The following is a 15986-nucleotide window of genomic DNA, read 5'->3' on the forward strand; positions in this document are numbered from 1 at the left end:
GATGACGAACCGGTCAGACCGGGGGTTGGTGAAACCCAGGGGGTCACAGCGCTTCGAGCGCGATGACGTGATTAGGGAGCCGGCCTGCGGACTTCATCAGGGCCAGCAGCCATGCGGTGCTGCGCGAACAGGCCGAACACATGGATGCACCCGACCGAGGTCATCAATGCCAAAATGCTCTTGCGCAGCGGAGGTCGTCCACACATGGATCTAAAACGCCCGCATTATGACACAGCTAGGCTGGTGCAAGGGCCGACCGCGACATCATGTCAGAGGAGCGAACAAGCCAATGCAGAACGAAAATAACAAAAAGTTTGCATGCCTGTCCTTTGGGTCAACGGTTGCATGCACGATGAGCAGCTGGATGAGACGCCGCTCATGAGCTTTGCTCATTCTCGGATTGAGATTTCCGCCGGGGTCGAGAATGATAAGTGGGAGAGACGGCACCCCTTCCTTCGTACGCAATCCCGGCGGCGTTCGCTACCGAACGGAATAAGCAGTGGCCTACTTATACCGTAGCGACACCCAAAAATATCCCCCCTCCCTAGCTTGAGCCAATAGAAAGTCCACAATGACCTTAAAGACTTAGAAAATAACCAAAGTAATATTTATCACAATTAGACCTTACTTCCATAACGCGACGTTCTTTGCAAATCGCTCGAAACCTTGCGCGTTGACGGCGATTTATTAGTTATTAACAGAATCGCCACGTATATAATAGCAAAATTCTGGATCACAGTCAGAACGTTTGCGAAAAAATCGTTCTCTATCATTATAAAAGCGGAGACCAAAGCCAAGGCGCAGGACAACCTAAATCTACTAGTGAAATAATTTCTTCTATATACGTACCAGTCAAAATGACGCATGATTACACCTAAGGCATAAAATGCAACAATAACCCCCAACAGACCAGCATAGTAAAGCGGATCCAAAATCATAGAACTACTGGTATCGATCTTGTTCGATCCTAAAATATCCTGTAAATAATATTGCTTTGTAGAAGTAACTCCACTCAATTTCGCAATTCTACCCGCCTCAAAAAAAGGTATTTTCGCAATAAATGGGCCGAACATGGAACCATCCCAACTGCCTGCAGGATTCAGATGACCGCTGCTGAACAGATCTGATGCCAAGTTTAGGCCGTCAAGACGCGTGACGACCTCGTGGTACAAGTAATCATTGACACGGCCGTATTGCATTGACCGCGCAAAGCTAGCGGCGTAAAAGGCGGCAATGCTTATGATTATACCTATTAATACCTTGAAGTTGAAGATTACAGACCTAATAACAGTCTCTGGCGTGAAGAATACGGCTAGAGATAAAGCAAATATAATCAATCTACCCCTACTTTCAGAAATACCCATGAAAGGCAAGGCCATTAATGCAATACACCCAATTGCCACCGCATTAAACCGCCATCTATCTTCTTTGTTTAAAAAGACCACGGTGACGATTGGTATAATACTTATCTCGTACAATCTAATTATAGCAAGCTTATAAATGGGAAGATTTCCATAAATAGCCGCCATTACCTCAGATCCTTGACGGCGATTAAAAAGATTTTCGCTATACACAACAAATGCATATGCGCAGGCTGCAATAAATACAAATATAAACAAATGGCGGCGGACGATGAATTTTTCGTTAACAACCTGAACGCCAAAATCTTGAATCACCCTTTTCCCTTGAAAAACCACAGCACCTGCCACAAATGAAATTAGCGCTAAAAACCCATACCATACCGGCGGCCGATAAAACGGTTCGAAGCCTATGCGGATAAGCGGCATCATTATCAAGTAAATAATTATTTGTGCTATAAATACAATTCGAAACATTTTTATTTTCCATCGAACCTTGTCATGGATTTTATATGCATAACAAAAGATTAACGCGAAACATTATCTGAAAATAACCAGAAAGAGTAAATTGTGCCCCACACAACCATCTATATCAAGGCGCCAAAAATATAGTGGCACCTATTATACATTGTCCAACATCACTGCGCTCGTTTTCCGATGTATTCAAAATGGCCATGATGAACTGATCCATCGTGTTTAAATGTTGGATCGCTGGCTGGCCTTGTCATTACTCCCGCATCATGGTCGAGTGGTTACTGAGGACAGGTGGTTTTGTCAGGAGTCTAGTCTCGGCTTAATGACAACACAATTGACCGCGCCCCTAACACGGATGACTCATGATTGAAGACAACGAACAAACGTATTCTTGAACCTCGCCTTCGTGCGGAAACGGTGGTCCCGAGGCCTCATCGGTATCATCTATCACCTTGAGCCACCATTGTGTCAATCGCACCTGAACCGGCAACATTCCGCCATCGTCTCGCTTAGCCGCTTCCGCACCACGTCTTCATCGGGCCTTGCGGGCTTGGAACAAAGGGGGGGCGCGCGACCCACGCCAACCAACTCGCAGGCCCAGTGCTAGCCCGACCGTGAACCGCCCCGGGATTGCCGGAGGCCCTAACTCCTGAGAGAAAGGGACTACGATGAGTAAGACAACCAACAAATTCGCGCCTGAGGTTAGCGCACGTGCGGTCCGGATGGTCCTGGATCATGAAGGCGATCGTCCATCACGATGGGCAGCGATTGTTTCGATCACAGCGAAGATCGGCTGCGTTCCGCAGACGCTTCATGAGTGGGTGAAGAAGGCTGAGGTCGATAGCGGCAAGCGCGCCGGTGTGCCGACCGAGAAGGCTGATCGCCTCAAGGCGCTCGAGCGCGAGAACCGTGAGCTACGCCAGGCCAACGAGATTTTGCGCAAGGCGTCGGCATATTTTGCCCAGGCGGAGCTCGACCGCCCGTTTCGGATATGACTGCTTTCATTGATGAGCATTGTGAAGTTTATGGGGTCGAGCCGATCTGCCGGGTCCTGCCGATCGCCCCATCCACCTATCATGAGCGTGTCGCTCAGCGACGAGATCCAGGAAAGCTATCGGATCGTGCTCGGCGCGATCGGGATATGAAGCGCGAGGTGCTGCGCGTCTTTGCCGAGAACTTCGGTGTTTACGGAGTGCGTAAAGTCTGGCGGCAGATGAACCGCGAGGGCTTCGCCGTCGCGCGTTGCACCATCGAGCGGCAGATGCGTGACCTGGGCTTGCAAGGCGTCATCCGGGGCAAGCCGGCGGGCACGACGATCAGCGACAAACCTACAGCTTGCACGCTCAACCAGGTGAACCAGCAGTTGTATGCGCCGGCGCCCAACATGCTTTGGGTGTCGGACTTTACCTATGTCGCGACATGGACAGGCTTCATTTATGTGGCCTTCGTGATCGACGCTTATGCCCGCTATATCGTGGGTTGGCGGGTCAGCAGGACAGCACATGCCAGGCTGGCTTCGCCGCCCTTCGGGTCGTCCTCGATGCGCTTGAGCAAGCTATCCACGATCGCCGACCTGTTCATCGTGGCGGACTGGTCCACCACAGCGACCGCGGCAGCTATCTGGGACTTTGCGAAACGCTTGTCCACGATTTAGCGAAATGGGTGTCCAGAACTTTCGAAATGCGCAGACAACGCCTTGGCCAAGACAATCAACGGCCTTTACAAGGCCGAGGTGATCCACCGGCGAGGTCCATGGCGATCGCTTGGAGCTGTCAAATATGCCACGCTTAAATGGGTTGACTGGTTGTTTAATCGCATGTCCGGCGTCAAGTCCGTTCGACGACAGACCTCGGGGCCGACGGCATTGACGTATTGCCCTGGCAGCCGCCGTAGCATTTCCGCAGCAGCAAGAACTCGCGCAGGGGAGACTGTGTGCCGGGAGCGGGGTTGTTTCCGCGGTCGGCAAAAGCCGCCGCATGATGGTCTTCGCAGGAATGGCCTTCCTATGTTCAACACGCAGCATCCGAAGATCTGCATCCAGTCTTAACGGAATGGCCAGACCCACGTCCGCGGCACGGACGTCCCACGCGTCGGCTATGGGCGCGTCGGAATCATCGAAGCGAGGTCCGATTTAGGTGGGAACGCTGGCCAACTTGTTGAATGGCTCTCCCGTTTTCATCATGCTGTGCATGATGACTGCCAACTTGCGCGCCACCGCGACTGCAGCGCGTTTGATGCCAAGGCGCTCTCGGAGCTTGAGCCCCCAGTCCTTGAGGTTGCTGTCATGCTGGGACTTAGTTCGCGTGAGCATAACCACTGCTGCCTCATAAAGAAGGCTACGCAGGTGACTGTCTCCCCGTCGGGAAATGTGCCCGTCGTAATCTACTTCTCCAGACTGGTAACGCCGCGTAGTCAACCCGAGCCAGGCACCGACGGAACGCGAACGCTTGAAGTTGGCCGGATCCTCGATCGCCGCCGAGAACGACAGCGACGTGATGGCGCCGATGCCAGGGATCGTCATCAATAGCCGCGTCGCCCTGCTATTGCGTGCTGCTGCCAGCAACTGGCGGTCAAGATTGGCCGCATGCTTGCGGATGTCACGCCAGGCCTCGAGCAGTGGCAGTATGATCCTTGCCAGGCTGTCATTCCCGGTAAGCAATTCTCTGACGTACCCTTCGAATACCCGCCCTTTGCTCTTGGGTACGATAAGGCCAAATGTCTTCATGACTCCACGGATTTGGTTGCTGAGCTGGATTGCCATGCCGGCGACCTGCTTGCGGACGCCGATCAATGTGCGGTCCAGCATAGCCTCGAAGCTCTTCACGCGAACGGCCTTGTAAAAGCCTGCCTCGGCCAACTGCGCCAGGCCATCAGCGTCATTGGCGTCGGTCTTGTTCAGCGTTTCGCTCAGAATCTTCTGCGCGTGGCGCGCTTCGATGCAGATCGCCGGCACACCTTTTGACGTCAGCGCGTGGTAGAACCATGTCGAGAGGGGGCCGGTCTCGAAGACTACGCGCTTTGCCAATGGAGCCCGCTTACGGATGATCTCTGCCAGCAACGCCGGATCTGACGGGCATTTGCCCCGCCAAATCCGAGACCCGCCCTGCCGGATTGAAATCGCAGTGTCTTTCAGTGAAACGTCCAAGCCGATATACTGCTCCATGGTTGCTCTCCATCCGATGTTTGGGCCCGGTGCCAATCGAGAGCCCGTTTTTCCATCTTATCGGGGAGCAACCACCTCGCAAGCAAAGCAGGATGGCGGGGCCGAGTCGCACCGCGATTACCCCATGTTCAACAACAGGCAACTGCTGGAGCCCGTCGGTAATATCCCGCCCGCCCAAGCCGAGGAACGATATTACGCCATGCTGGACGACGTCTCCATGGTCGCGTAACTCAAACCAAATGGCCTCCAGCTGTCCCGGGGCGGTTCAGGGCGGTTGCCCGCGAACATCGGCCTCGTGCCGGTATAGCGCTGCGATCCGCTCCAGCAGGTCGATGGTCAGCGGCGTTGGGCTGGTTGCGTGGTCCTCGAAGATCTTGCGCCGGAAATGCGCCCAGCAGGCGACCTCTCTCACGCGGCAGCTTGTCGTAGCCGGCATAGCCGTCGGCCTGCAGCAGGCCAGTGAAGCTCTTTAGCTCGGTCTGCGGATGGATGCTGGTGCGATCGGACGTGAACTTGTACCAGACCAGCGCGGGGGTTGTTGCGCCAGATGCCCGGTCATCGACGACATAGGTCCACAGCCGCACCGTGGCGGCCTAGCCCTTGCCCGGATCGAGCATCGGCATCGGTGTATCGTCGGCATGGAGCTTACCGGCCTTGAGCCCTTCCTCGCGGATGCGGGCAACGATCGGACGAGCAGTGCGCCAGCCTGTCCGGCCCAACCGGCTAGGGTCGAGCGGTCAATGTCGATGCCATGTGCCACCATCATCTCGGTCTGGCGGAAGAGCGGCAGATGATGATCGAACTTGTCCACCACCACATTGGCCAGCGTTGCGAAGCTCGCCTTGCCGCGCGCAATCGCCTTGGCCAGTGCCGGCGCCTGAACGATCTTCTCGCAGGCCCTGCAGCTAGACTTGGGACGCACGGTGTGCACGACGCGCCACTGCACCGGCAGGACATCGAGCATCTCATCGCTGTCCTTGCCGAGTGGGGGCAACGCGCCACCGCAATCGGGACAGGTGCAGGTGCCGGCTGCCGGTTCGATCCGATGCTCCTTGCGCGGCAGATGCGCCGGCAAGGAACGGATAGGTGCGGGCCGGTCACCCCGGTCGACGGAGGGCTTGCGGACGTCGGCAGGCTCGGCTTCGCCCTCCAGTTCTTCCAGCGCGAGTTCCAGCTGCTCGATCTGCAGGCAAAGCTTCTCGGACGATTGGCCAAAGGTCATGCGACGAAGCTGGTCAAGCTGGACGCGCAGCGCCGCAATGAGGCTGTCGCGCGCCGCCAATGCCGCTTCGAGCTCGGCGATCCGGGCGTCCTTGTCCAGGCGAGAAGAAGCTGCGTCCGACACGGCGAACCGCTAGCATAAAGTGCCTCTTTGCGCCACAAAAACAACGGTAATCTGCCGATTATCTGGCCAGTAATGGTGCTGCCGTGCGTTCCGGTCGACGCCAGTCAATGCCCTCCAGCAGCATCGACAACTCCGCCGCGCTGAGGGTCGCCTCGCCCGTCTTCGTCGCCGGCCAGACGAACTTGCCCCGGTCCATCCTCTTGGAGAACAGGCCCAGGCCTTGACCGTCATACCAGAGCAGCTTGACCAGATCGCCGCGACGCCCCCGAAAAGGCAAACAGCGCGCCCGAACGCGGGCTCTGCTCGAGCACCTGTTGCGCCATCACCGCCAGCCCGTCGAACCCCTTGCGCATATCGGTCGCACCGCAGGCCAGAAATATCCGGGTGGAGCCTGTGCCTGCAACGCCGGGGAGTGGCAGCGGGATCATTGCGTCAGAACGCTAAGCACGCGCGCCAAAGCGTCGATATCCACCGCCGCGTCCACGGTCAGACGGACGCCTGACGGTAACTCGATCCCAATCTGGCCACTTGGGAGTGCCGGTTCCGGTGAAGCCATTGTCAGCACCGGCGGCGCGGCCACTTCAACTTCGGCAAATGATGGCAGCGCCGGCGGTTGCACTGTAAGACCGTATGTCCGCCTCGGTGTTTGAGGTGGCTCGCCCTACACTGTGTTTCCGAGGGTTGCTCGGGGTGGCCGAGCCGATCCTCATCACAGGAGGACGAGCCATGGAACAGCATACAGATGTTTTCGTCGGGATTGACGTGGCAAAGTCGCGCAACGCTATCGCGATCGCCGAGGGCGAGCGTGGCGGTGAGGTCAGGTACTTCGGTGAAGTGGACGCCGCGCCCGATGCGATGCGGCGGGTCGTGCAGCGGATTGTCGGTAAGTACGGGCGAGCGCATTTCTGCTATGAAGCCGGACCCACCGGTTATGGTCTCTACCGCCTCATAAGCGGCATGGGGTATCCGTGCGACGTCGTTGCGCCCTCGCTGATTCCGAGGAGACCTGGCGACCGGGTCAAGACCAACCGGCGCGATGCGGTAGGTCTCGCCAAGCTTTTGCGGGCTGGCGAGCTGACGCCGGTCTGGGTTCCTGACGAGGGGCATGAAGCGATGCGCGACCTTGTTCGCGCGCGATCGGCTGCAGTGCAAGCGCAGCGTGTTCATCGCCAGCAGGTCAGCGCCTTCATGCTGAAGCATGGCCGGATCTATCCGCGGAAGAAGAGCTGGTCGATGCGGTATCTGCGTTGGCTTCAGGAACAGCGCTTTGAGCATCCTGCCCATCAGATCGCATTGCAGGAACTCGTCGATGCAGTGCGGATATCGAAGGAACGGATCGACCGCATCGAGGCTGCCATAGCCGAGTTCTTGCCGAGCTGGTCGCTGGCGCCCGTCGTCCGGGCCCTCCAGGCATTACGCGGCGTCGATCTGATCGTTGCAGTAACCTTCGCTACCGAAGTTGGTGACGTGCGACGCTTCGACAGTCCCGGGCAGCTCATGGGTTATCTTGGCCTGGTGCCAAGCGAACGGTCCACCGGCGACACGATCCGGCGCGGCGGTATTACCAAGGCTGGCAACAGCCGCGTTCGACATATGCTGGTCGAGAGCGCGTGGACCTATCGTCATCCGCCCCGGGTGGGTGCAAAGAAGCTATATCTCCTCGAACAGACCACGCCGAAGGTCCGCGAGATCGCATGGAAGGCGCAGAGCCGTCTGACCGGGCGGTATCGCACACTCAGCGCGAACGGTAAGAAGACGACCGTGGTATGCACGGCGGTTGCCCGCGAACTGGCTGGCTTCATGTGGGCAGTTGCTCGGGAGGTGCAAACAGCCTGAAGCTGCTCAAAAGCCCGGCGCACAGGCGGGGGTGGGGCCACGGCAGGGGAACATCCGTCATCCGCTTTGTGGCCGGCATCGCCGACGCCCGTTGTAAGATCGGATCAGCCCCGGACGCAAAATCGGTAATGCGGTAGCCAACCCGCGTATCAGAGCTTGATCACCGACGTCTCTCAGGCCCCACCTCCACCTGTGCGCGGATGCATTGGCGCCGTTCTTCGCCGAACGGACGATGCTGTGCGCCCAGAGCGTTGACAGCGGACATCAGAGCGGTGTGCTCATGCCATGGCGGTCCACGGCATAAGTTCGCCGACGTTGTTCGCGGGATGCCCATGAGCCAACTTGGCCAGCGTCTTGGTGAGCCAAGCATGCGGGTTGATGCCTGATATCTTGCAGTTCTCGATGAGCGTGGTGATCACTGCCCAGTTGTCGCCCCCCTCGTCAGATCCGGCGAACAGCGCATTCTTGCGATTGAGGGCCAGCGGACGGATCGACCGCTCGACGGTGTTGGAATTCAGCTCGACGCGACCGTCGTCGAGGAACCGCGACAGCCCGGGCCAGCGGGTGAGCGCGTAGCGGATGGCATCGGCAAGCTTGCTCTTGGCACTGACCTGCCGGAGCCGCGCCTCGAGGTAGGCGTGCAGGTCATCGACGATGACGCGGGCCCGTTCGGCGCGCACAGCGCGACGCTGCTCCGCCGAGGTACCGCGAACGTCGTCCTTGATCGCGTAGAGTACGGCGATCCGGCGTAGCACCTCGGTCGCGACCGGCGAACTGTCGGCCAGTCCGTAGAACTTGCGCCGCACGTGCGCCCAGCAGAAGGCCAGGCTCACATGTTGCCGGCGCCTCGCTAGGGCGGTATAGCCGCCAAAGCCATCGACCTGCAGGATGCCGGCGAAGTCACCCAGATGCACCTCCGCCCGCTCGCCCTTGCGGTCAGCGGCATAGATATAGGCCACCATCGGCGGATCTTCGCCGCCCCATTGTCGATCGTCGCGGGCATAAGCCCAGAGCTGGCCCGTCTTCGTTCGCCCGCGCCCGGGATCCAGCATCGGCGCCGTGGTCTCATCGGCGAACAGCCGCTCGGATCGTCGCAATCGCTCCAGGATGTGATCCCGCAAGGGGCGTAGGTACCAAGCTGCCCGGCCCACCCAATCTGCCAAGGTGGATCGGTCGAGCTGGATGCCTTGTCGCGCGTAGATCTGGGCCTGGCGGTATAACGGCAGGTGATCGGCGTACTTGGCGACTAGGACCTGTGCGATCAGCGCCTCGGTGGGAATACCCCCCTCGACGATCCGCGCAGGGGCCGGTGCCTGGACGATCGCGCCCTCGCACGAACGGCAACCATAGCGCGGACGGCGGGTGACCAGAACGCGGAAGGTGATGGGCACCACGTCGAGACGCTCGGCAACATCCTTGCCGATCTGGTGAAGGGCGCCGCCGCAGCAGGGGCGGGCCTTGTCCTCGACATCAACGATCTGCTCGATCCGCTCGAGATGGGCAGGCAGCGAGCCGCGGTTGACCTTGCGCGGGCGACCCGCCGATGCTCGGCTCGCCCGATCCACGGCGTGCTGGGCCTCGGCCAAGGCCGTCTCGACCTCCTCGAGGGCAAGCTCGAACTGATCGGGATCGAGTTGCTCGGACCGGCGGCCGAACCGGTGCCGCTGCAGGGCCTCGATGATCGCCTTCAGGCGTTCGACCTCGGCCTGGAAAACCTTCAGTGCATCAAGCTCGCGGGCCTGCTCGAGGACGAGCGCGGAGCGCTTCAACGTCGCTGGGAAGGTCCGCTTCCATGAGCATGACAGTAGTGAATCAGTAAGCCGACCCTCCGTCAACCGGCAATCTGCGGGGCGATCGGGCGGCGTCCACCATGCACCCGATACCACCATGCTTCGCGCTACGTCTCGGCAGCGGGCAGAAAGGGGAGACTCATCGACGAGTTCTTGCCGGCTCGCGGGGCGGGTTCACCAGTAAGCATCACTGCCTGGCTGATGCCCTCGGACGACCAATCGACTTCCATCTGACCGTCGGCGAAGCAGCGGATTGCAAAGCTGTGATGCGTTAATCGACCAGCCCGAACGCGCGCCCGCTGCCTTGCTGGCAGACAAAGGTCATGATACCGTAACGATCCGTGCGGATCTGGCAGCGCGGGACATCGTATCCATCCGGCGGGGGGCGCCTTACCCGAGTAGGCAGTGAGCGCTCTTTAGCGTGCTCTTTTGAGCGCGCTTAGGAGTGGTCGATAGGTCAGGTGACGGTGTTTTCGGGGCCGGAGCGGCGGCGTCGGTGGAGCGAGGAAGAGCGGCTGCAGATTCTGTCCGAGGCGTTTCCACCGGGGCGTGTGTTGCCCAGGTGTGCTGCCGTCACGATATTTCTTCAGCGCTGATCTGCACCTGGCGGCGCAAGTTGCTCGATGTGGGTGTAGCGCGGGAGGCGGATCTGCCCGAGGCATTGCCGGCGCCGGTATTTGCTGAAGCGCTGATCGGCGGGGATGCGGCGGCGACCAAGATGATCGGGCACACCGCGATAATCATCGACCTGCCGCGTGGCAAGCGGGTGAGCGTGTTCGCGGCGGCATCACCGGCACTGGTCGCGCACAATCGGTCCTTTCTCCGATCAGGGCAAGGTGGGGTCGAGGCCCCGCTTTCACAGCAATGATGGGTCTGCGTGTTTTGATAAGCGCCCTGCAAAAGTCGGGGTGGTGTTGCGTCCGTACCGAGTTATCGATCGTTTGCGGCTTGCTTCGCCCTGCTGGCGTCGCTAGTAACCCCCGCCAATATCAGCAACCCGAATTTCAAGGTTTCGCGTCCATGGCAGTTTCGAGCGTTCTAATCACGGGTGGGACCGGGTCGTTCGGGAAAACCATGCTGAACGGCCTGCTTGAAGCAGGGGTCGAGCGGATCCATATCCTGAGCCGGGATGAGGAAAAACAGGACGCGTTGCGTAATCAGCTCAGTGATCCGCGCGTTCAATTTTATATAGGTGATATCCGAGATCGGGCGAGCGTTGACCGAGCCATGGGGGGTGTTGATGCGGTGTTTCATGCCGCAGCTTTGAAGCAGGTTCCGTCGTGCGAATTCTTCCCGCTGGAAGCGGTGCGCACAAACATCATCGGGTCGGAGAATGTGGTCCGGGCAGCGATCGACCTGAAAGTGAAGAGTCTGGTCTGCCTGTCCACGGACAAGGCAGTGATGCCGATTAACGCAATGGGTCTGTCAAAGGCGATGATGGAAAAAATTGCCCAGGCTGCGGCGCGCGAGATCGGACGATCTGCTGCCACCACGATCAGCTGCGTGCGTTATGGTAATGTCATGTATTCGCGCGGATCGGTCATCCCGCTCTTCATCCGGCAGATCAAGCATGGCCTGCCTATCACCGTGACCGAGCCCAAGATGACCCGATTCCTGATGCCGCTGCGCGACAGCGTTGCGCTGGTGCGCTTTGCTTTCGAAAATGCCCGCCAGGGAGATCTTTTCATCAAGAAGGCGGCTGCGTCCACCATCGCCGATCTGGTGCAGGCCCTGATCGAGCTGTTCGGCGTTCCCGACCACCCAGTCAAGGTGATCGGCTGGCGCCATGCCGAAAAGCTCTACGAAACGTTGGCCAGCGCGCAGGAACTGGCCTCGGCGCAGGACATGGGCGACTATCTGCGCCTGCAACTAGACGAGCGCGATCTCAACTATGCCGCCTTTGTCAGCGAAGGCGAGGAATCGACGGTCACCTTCGACGACTATCATTCGCACAATGCCGAGCAGCTCGACATCGAGGGCGTCAAGGCCCTGCTGCTGTCGCTGCCCGAAGTGCGCAGCGAACTCGAGGGCTGGGGCAAGGTCGCTGCGGCATGAAGATCGTTATAACCGGCGCAGCGGGCCTGCTGGGTTGGCATACGGCGGGCCGCCTGCACGCACAGAATTGCGGAGCACGGTTCGGCGGAAGGCCTGAGCCCTATGACCTGGTCCTGGTGGACCGTTCGGTTTTCGCGGATGCGACGCTGCTGGTGCAGGCAGTTGCCGATGCCGACGGCATTATCCATTTTGCGGGCGTCAATCGCGGCGAGGAGGCCTATGTCGAGGCTGCCAATCCCGCAATCTCGCAGCGCCTGATCGAAGCGTGCCGCAGTGCGGGCAGCAGCCCGCATGTCGTCTATGCCAACAGCACGCATTCGCGGCTCGATACGTTTTACGGCCGGTCGAAGCGAATCGCCGGTGAGTTGCTTGCCGAAGCGTTTCCCCGTTACACGAGCTTGGTCCTGCCTCATATCTTCGGCGAATGCGCGCGCCCCTATTACAACAACGTCACCGCGACACTGATTGACCAGCTGTGGAAGAACGAGACGCCCCAGCTCAATCCGGAAGGCCGGGTCGAACTCCTGCACGCAGGATCGGCCGCGACCATTGCGATCGATGCGATCTTGAACGGAGTGACCGGTGAGATCAGCCCGGCTGGGCGGACGATGACAATTGTCGAGCTATATGACCGACTGAAAACGTATCACGAGAGTTATCAGACCGATATCTTTCCCGATTTTGCCGATGAGTTCGATCTGGCTTTGTTCAACAGCTATCGCACCGGGGGTTATCCTGCGCATTATCCCAAGCCCATGGCACCCAAGAGCGATCATCGTGGGACGCTGTTTGAAACGGCCAAGGGGCTCGGCTCATCGCAGAGCTTCATCTCGACGACGCTGCCCGGCAAGGTCAGGGGCGACCATTTCCACACCAATCTGGTCGAGCGTTTTTTGGTGGTCAGCGGCCGGGCCACAATCCGCATCCGCAAGGTGCTTACGGATGAGGTCCATGCGTTCGAGGTCGATGGCGACAATCCCGTGGCGATCGACATGCCGCCCCTCCATACCCATCATATCGAGAACAGCAGCCAGCAGGACGTGACCACCTTCTTCTGGGCACACCGCCTGTTCGATCCGGGCAATCCGGACACATTTGCCGACCCCGTTCTCAAAGAGGCAGTTTCCTTATGAGCAAGTTGAAGGTCATGACTGTGCTCGGGACCCGTCCCGAGATCATTCGCCTGTCGCGCGTTATGGCGCGGCTCGACCAGCATTGCGATCATCGCATCGTGCATACAGGCCAGAACTGGGACTTTGAGCTGAACCAGATTTTCTTTGATGATCTGGGTGTGCGCAAGCCTGACCATTTCCTGGGGGTGGACACTACCAGTCTCGGTGCGGTACTCGGTGGAATCCTGATCGAGACCGAAAAGGTCCTGAAGGCCAACCGACCGGATGCCCTGCTGGTGCTTGGCGATACCAACAGCGCCATTTCCGCAATCATGGCACGTCGTATGAAGATTCCGATCTACCATATGGAGGCTGGAAATCGAAGCTTCGACCGGAACGTTCCAGAAGAAACGAACCGCCGCCTTGTGGATCATATCTCGGACTTCAATTTGGTGTATACCGAACATGCCAGGCGCCATTTGTTGAGCGAGGGTATGGCGCATCGTCGCGTCTATCTGACGGGTTCGCCCATGCGCGAGGTGCTAGAGCATTATCGCGGCCAAATCGATGCGTCTGACGTCCTGAGCGAACTCGAACTGGAGCGCGGACACTATTTCATCGTCTCGATGCACCGGGAAGAGAATGTCGACAGTAAAGACCGGCTGCGGTCGCTGATCGAGACGCTCAATGCCCTGGCGGCGCAATATGACATGCCGGTGATTGTCTCCACGCATCCGCGGACGCGAAACCGTCTGAAGGCGCTCGAGGGCATCACACTGGATCCCCGGGTCCGCTATCTCAAGCCGTTCGGTTTTCACGATTACAATCATCTGCAGATGCACGCCAAATGCGCCATTTCGGACAGTGGAACAATTGCCGAGGAAAGCTCGCTGCTGGAGTTCCCCGCGATCACGCCGCGCGATGCGATCGAACGTCCCGAAGCGCTGGACACCGGAAACATTATCGCCACTGGGCTTGACCGGAATACGATGTTGGCCGGAATCGAGGCGGCCATCTCGATGCATGCCGAGCGTCTAGAAGCGGGCCGGGAACGCGTGGTCCCGCAGGATTATGCGATCACCAATACGTCCGAACGCGTGGTGAAACTGATCCTCGGTACGGCTAAGCTTTCGAACCAGTGGGATGGCATCCGGATGCATGATTATGTTTAATTCCTTGGTTGACAGGCCAAACCGACGGTATTGTGTGTGCGCATTCTCTACTTGACCCAATGGTTTGATCCTGAGCCTGCGTTCAAGGGCGCGGATTTCGCTGCCGCCTTAGCCGCGCGTGGGCATAATGTTGAGGTTGCTACAGCTTTCCCAAACTACCCGGGCGGCAAGGTTTATTCCGGCTATCGAGTCAAGTCCTATACCAGCGAGACCATTCGTGGGCTGAGAGTGCACCGGCTCTGGGTGTATCCGTCCCATGACGCATCGTCGTTTGGCCGCACGGCCAATTATCTCAGCTTTTTCTTGAGCGCGATGACTTTTGGGCTACTGCATGCTTATCGCTATGACGTGATCTACGTATATCATCCCCCGATCACGCCCGGCGTTGCCGCCGCTCTTTTTGGCATGGTCCACCGCAAGCCAATCGTAATTGAAATACAAGACCTTTGGCCCGATAGCGTCGTAAAGTCAGGTATGGGCGGTGAGCTTACTAACAAGATCCTTACGAGTCTGTGCAAGTTTGTGTATCGGAGAGCGTTACATATCATACCACAGTCCGACGGTATGCGCACAAAATTGATCGAAAGGGGCGTCCCTAAAGAGAAGCTGACGCGGATCTTCAACTGGTCCACCTATCAGGCGCCGAGTGCAACTGCATCACTGCTACCGAGCAAAACAAAATTGCTTGGCCCTGCCTGTAGGTTCAATATTATTTACGGTGGCAATCTGGGACAGGCTCAGGCCTTATCAAGTGTTATTCATGCGGTTGGCGCAGCTAGGCAGATCGAGCCCAATGTGCATCTCCATCTATTCGGCAATGGAATCGAACGCGGTGCGCTGGAAGAGCTTGCAAGATCAGTTGCAACCGGTGGCGTGACGTTTCACGGCAACGTGGATCGCTTGACCATGGATCGGATTTTCGATCTTGCAGATGCGCTGATCATGCATCTTAAGGATGATCCGCTATATGAAATCACCCTGCCGTCGAAATTGCAGCACTACCTGTCATGTGGCAAACCGATTATTGCTGGTCTGCGTGGTGAAGCTGCAAGACTGCTAACACGGTCGGGCGCAGCGCGTATCAGCGAGCCTGAAGATGTTCAGGCATTAGCAGACGCCATAGTGGAGACGGCGCGTATGCCGCCAAGCGAGCTTCGACAGATGGGGCAGCGAGGAAAGGATTTTTATGAAGCGCATATGGCCTTTGACGGTGCCGTGGACACGACCCTAGCGCTTCTGAGCAAAGCTGTTGCTCGGTAGCCTGTAAAACCAAATGCTAGCAATCCTTGACGTACATGTAATTATATTGTGTACGGGTCAATAATAACTTACATTAATGATGAATCTGCTGCTTTGCTGGATAAGAAGCTGTGACCATCGTCGAGAAATGCAGTGCGGGCAGGCCACAATTTCAGCATGTTGTCTATGGGTAGGGCGACTTGGCTGCTCGTTGAGAGCTCGGGGCAGTTATCGCAAAGCCATGCATCAAGACCAGCAGCGGAGGGGGCCGCTGTGTTTCTGCCGAACGGCGGGCCACTCAGCGACCGATCGACAATTGATCGGGCACTCGTGACATGATGTCGCGGTCGGCCCTTGCACCAGCCTAGGTCGTGTTGACAAAAGGGATTCCCAAACCCGTTTGGTTCTGATTCAAGACTGCTTTTTGAGGAGCAGTCATGGG

Annotated in this window: 9 protein-coding genes, 3 pseudogenes and 1 other annotated feature; of the genes and pseudogenes, 7 read left to right on the forward strand and 5 right to left on the reverse strand. The window is 58.1% G+C overall.

Going from position 1 to position 15986, the window contains the following annotated elements:
- Positions 1-617: 617 nt before the first annotated feature.
- On the reverse strand, positions 618-1790 hold the full coding sequence (locus tag OPU69_RS19205; protein WP_498513123.1) for a hypothetical protein: 1173 nt from the start codon (positions 1788-1790) through the stop codon (positions 618-620).
- Positions 1791-2500: 710 nt separating this feature from the next.
- On the opposite strand from OPU69_RS19205, the pseudogene OPU69_RS19210 reads away from it, so the two are divergent.
- Positions 2501-3648, forward strand: a pseudogene (locus tag OPU69_RS19210) (IS3 family transposase); the annotation flags it as partial.
- Positions 2782-2898, forward strand: a sequence feature (AL1L pseudoknot). It overlaps the preceding pseudogene by 117 nt.
- Before the next feature lie 315 nt (positions 3649-3963).
- On the opposite strand, the gene OPU69_RS19215 reads toward OPU69_RS19210, so the two are convergent.
- The 3 genes and pseudogenes from OPU69_RS19215 to tnpB form a co-directional block, all read right to left on the reverse strand.
- On the reverse strand, positions 3964-4995 hold the full coding sequence (locus tag OPU69_RS19215; protein ID WP_498513125.1) for an IS110 family RNA-guided transposase: 1032 nt from the start codon (positions 4993-4995) through the stop codon (positions 3964-3966).
- 268 nt (positions 4996-5263) lie between these two features.
- Positions 5264-6340: pseudogene (tnpC, locus tag OPU69_RS19220) on the reverse strand (IS66 family transposase); the annotation flags it as partial.
- Between the two features lie 58 nt (positions 6341-6398).
- Positions 6399-6768: pseudogene (tnpB, locus tag OPU69_RS19225) on the reverse strand (IS66 family insertion sequence element accessory protein TnpB).
- A gap of 298 nt (positions 6769-7066) precedes the next feature.
- Here tnpB and OPU69_RS19230 point away from each other — a divergent pair.
- Positions 7067-8176 carry an IS110 family RNA-guided transposase gene (locus OPU69_RS19230; protein ID WP_498513127.1) on the forward strand — a complete coding sequence of 370 codons (1110 nt, stop codon included), beginning with the start codon at positions 7067-7069 and terminating at the stop codon, positions 8174-8176.
- A 278-nt stretch (positions 8177-8454) separates the two neighbouring features.
- Here OPU69_RS19230 and tnpC (OPU69_RS19235) read toward each other — a convergent pair whose 3' ends face one another.
- On the reverse strand, positions 8455-9981 hold the full coding sequence (tnpC, locus tag OPU69_RS19235; protein WP_498513139.1) for an IS66 family transposase: 1527 nt from the start codon (positions 9979-9981) through the stop codon (positions 8455-8457).
- Between the two features lie 601 nt (positions 9982-10582).
- Between tnpC (OPU69_RS19235) and OPU69_RS19240 the strand changes: the two genes are divergently transcribed.
- From OPU69_RS19240 to OPU69_RS19260, 5 genes are all read left to right on the forward strand, one after another.
- Positions 10583-10834: a hypothetical protein gene (locus OPU69_RS19240; protein WP_498513129.1), complete on the forward strand. Its 252-nt coding sequence runs from the start codon at positions 10583-10585 to the stop codon at positions 10832-10834.
- A 152-nt stretch (positions 10835-10986) separates the two neighbouring features.
- The gene (locus OPU69_RS19245) at positions 10987-12021 is read left to right on the forward strand and encodes an SDR family NAD(P)-dependent oxidoreductase (protein WP_498513131.1); all 1035 of its coding nucleotides are present in this window, start codon (positions 10987-10989) and stop codon (positions 12019-12021) included.
- Positions 12018-13154: a polysaccharide biosynthesis C-terminal domain-containing protein gene (locus OPU69_RS19250; RefSeq protein ID WP_498513133.1), complete on the forward strand. Its 1137-nt coding sequence runs from the start codon at positions 12018-12020 to the stop codon at positions 13152-13154. The genes OPU69_RS19245 and OPU69_RS19250 overlap by 4 nt, the downstream gene beginning before the upstream one ends.
- Positions 13151-14305 (forward strand): non-hydrolyzing UDP-N-acetylglucosamine 2-epimerase, encoded by a 1155-nt coding sequence (gene wecB / locus OPU69_RS19255; RefSeq protein WP_498513135.1) that lies wholly within the window; start codon positions 13151-13153, stop codon positions 14303-14305. Before OPU69_RS19250 ends, wecB begins: the two co-directional genes overlap by 4 nt.
- A gap of 51 nt (positions 14306-14356) precedes the next feature.
- On the forward strand, positions 14357-15565 hold the full coding sequence (locus OPU69_RS19260; protein WP_498513137.1) for a glycosyltransferase family 4 protein: 1209 nt from the start codon (positions 14357-14359) through the stop codon (positions 15563-15565).
- The last annotated feature ends 421 nt before the right edge of the window (positions 15566-15986 follow it).

Source organism: Blastomonas sp. 34TW (assembly GCF_059803595.1).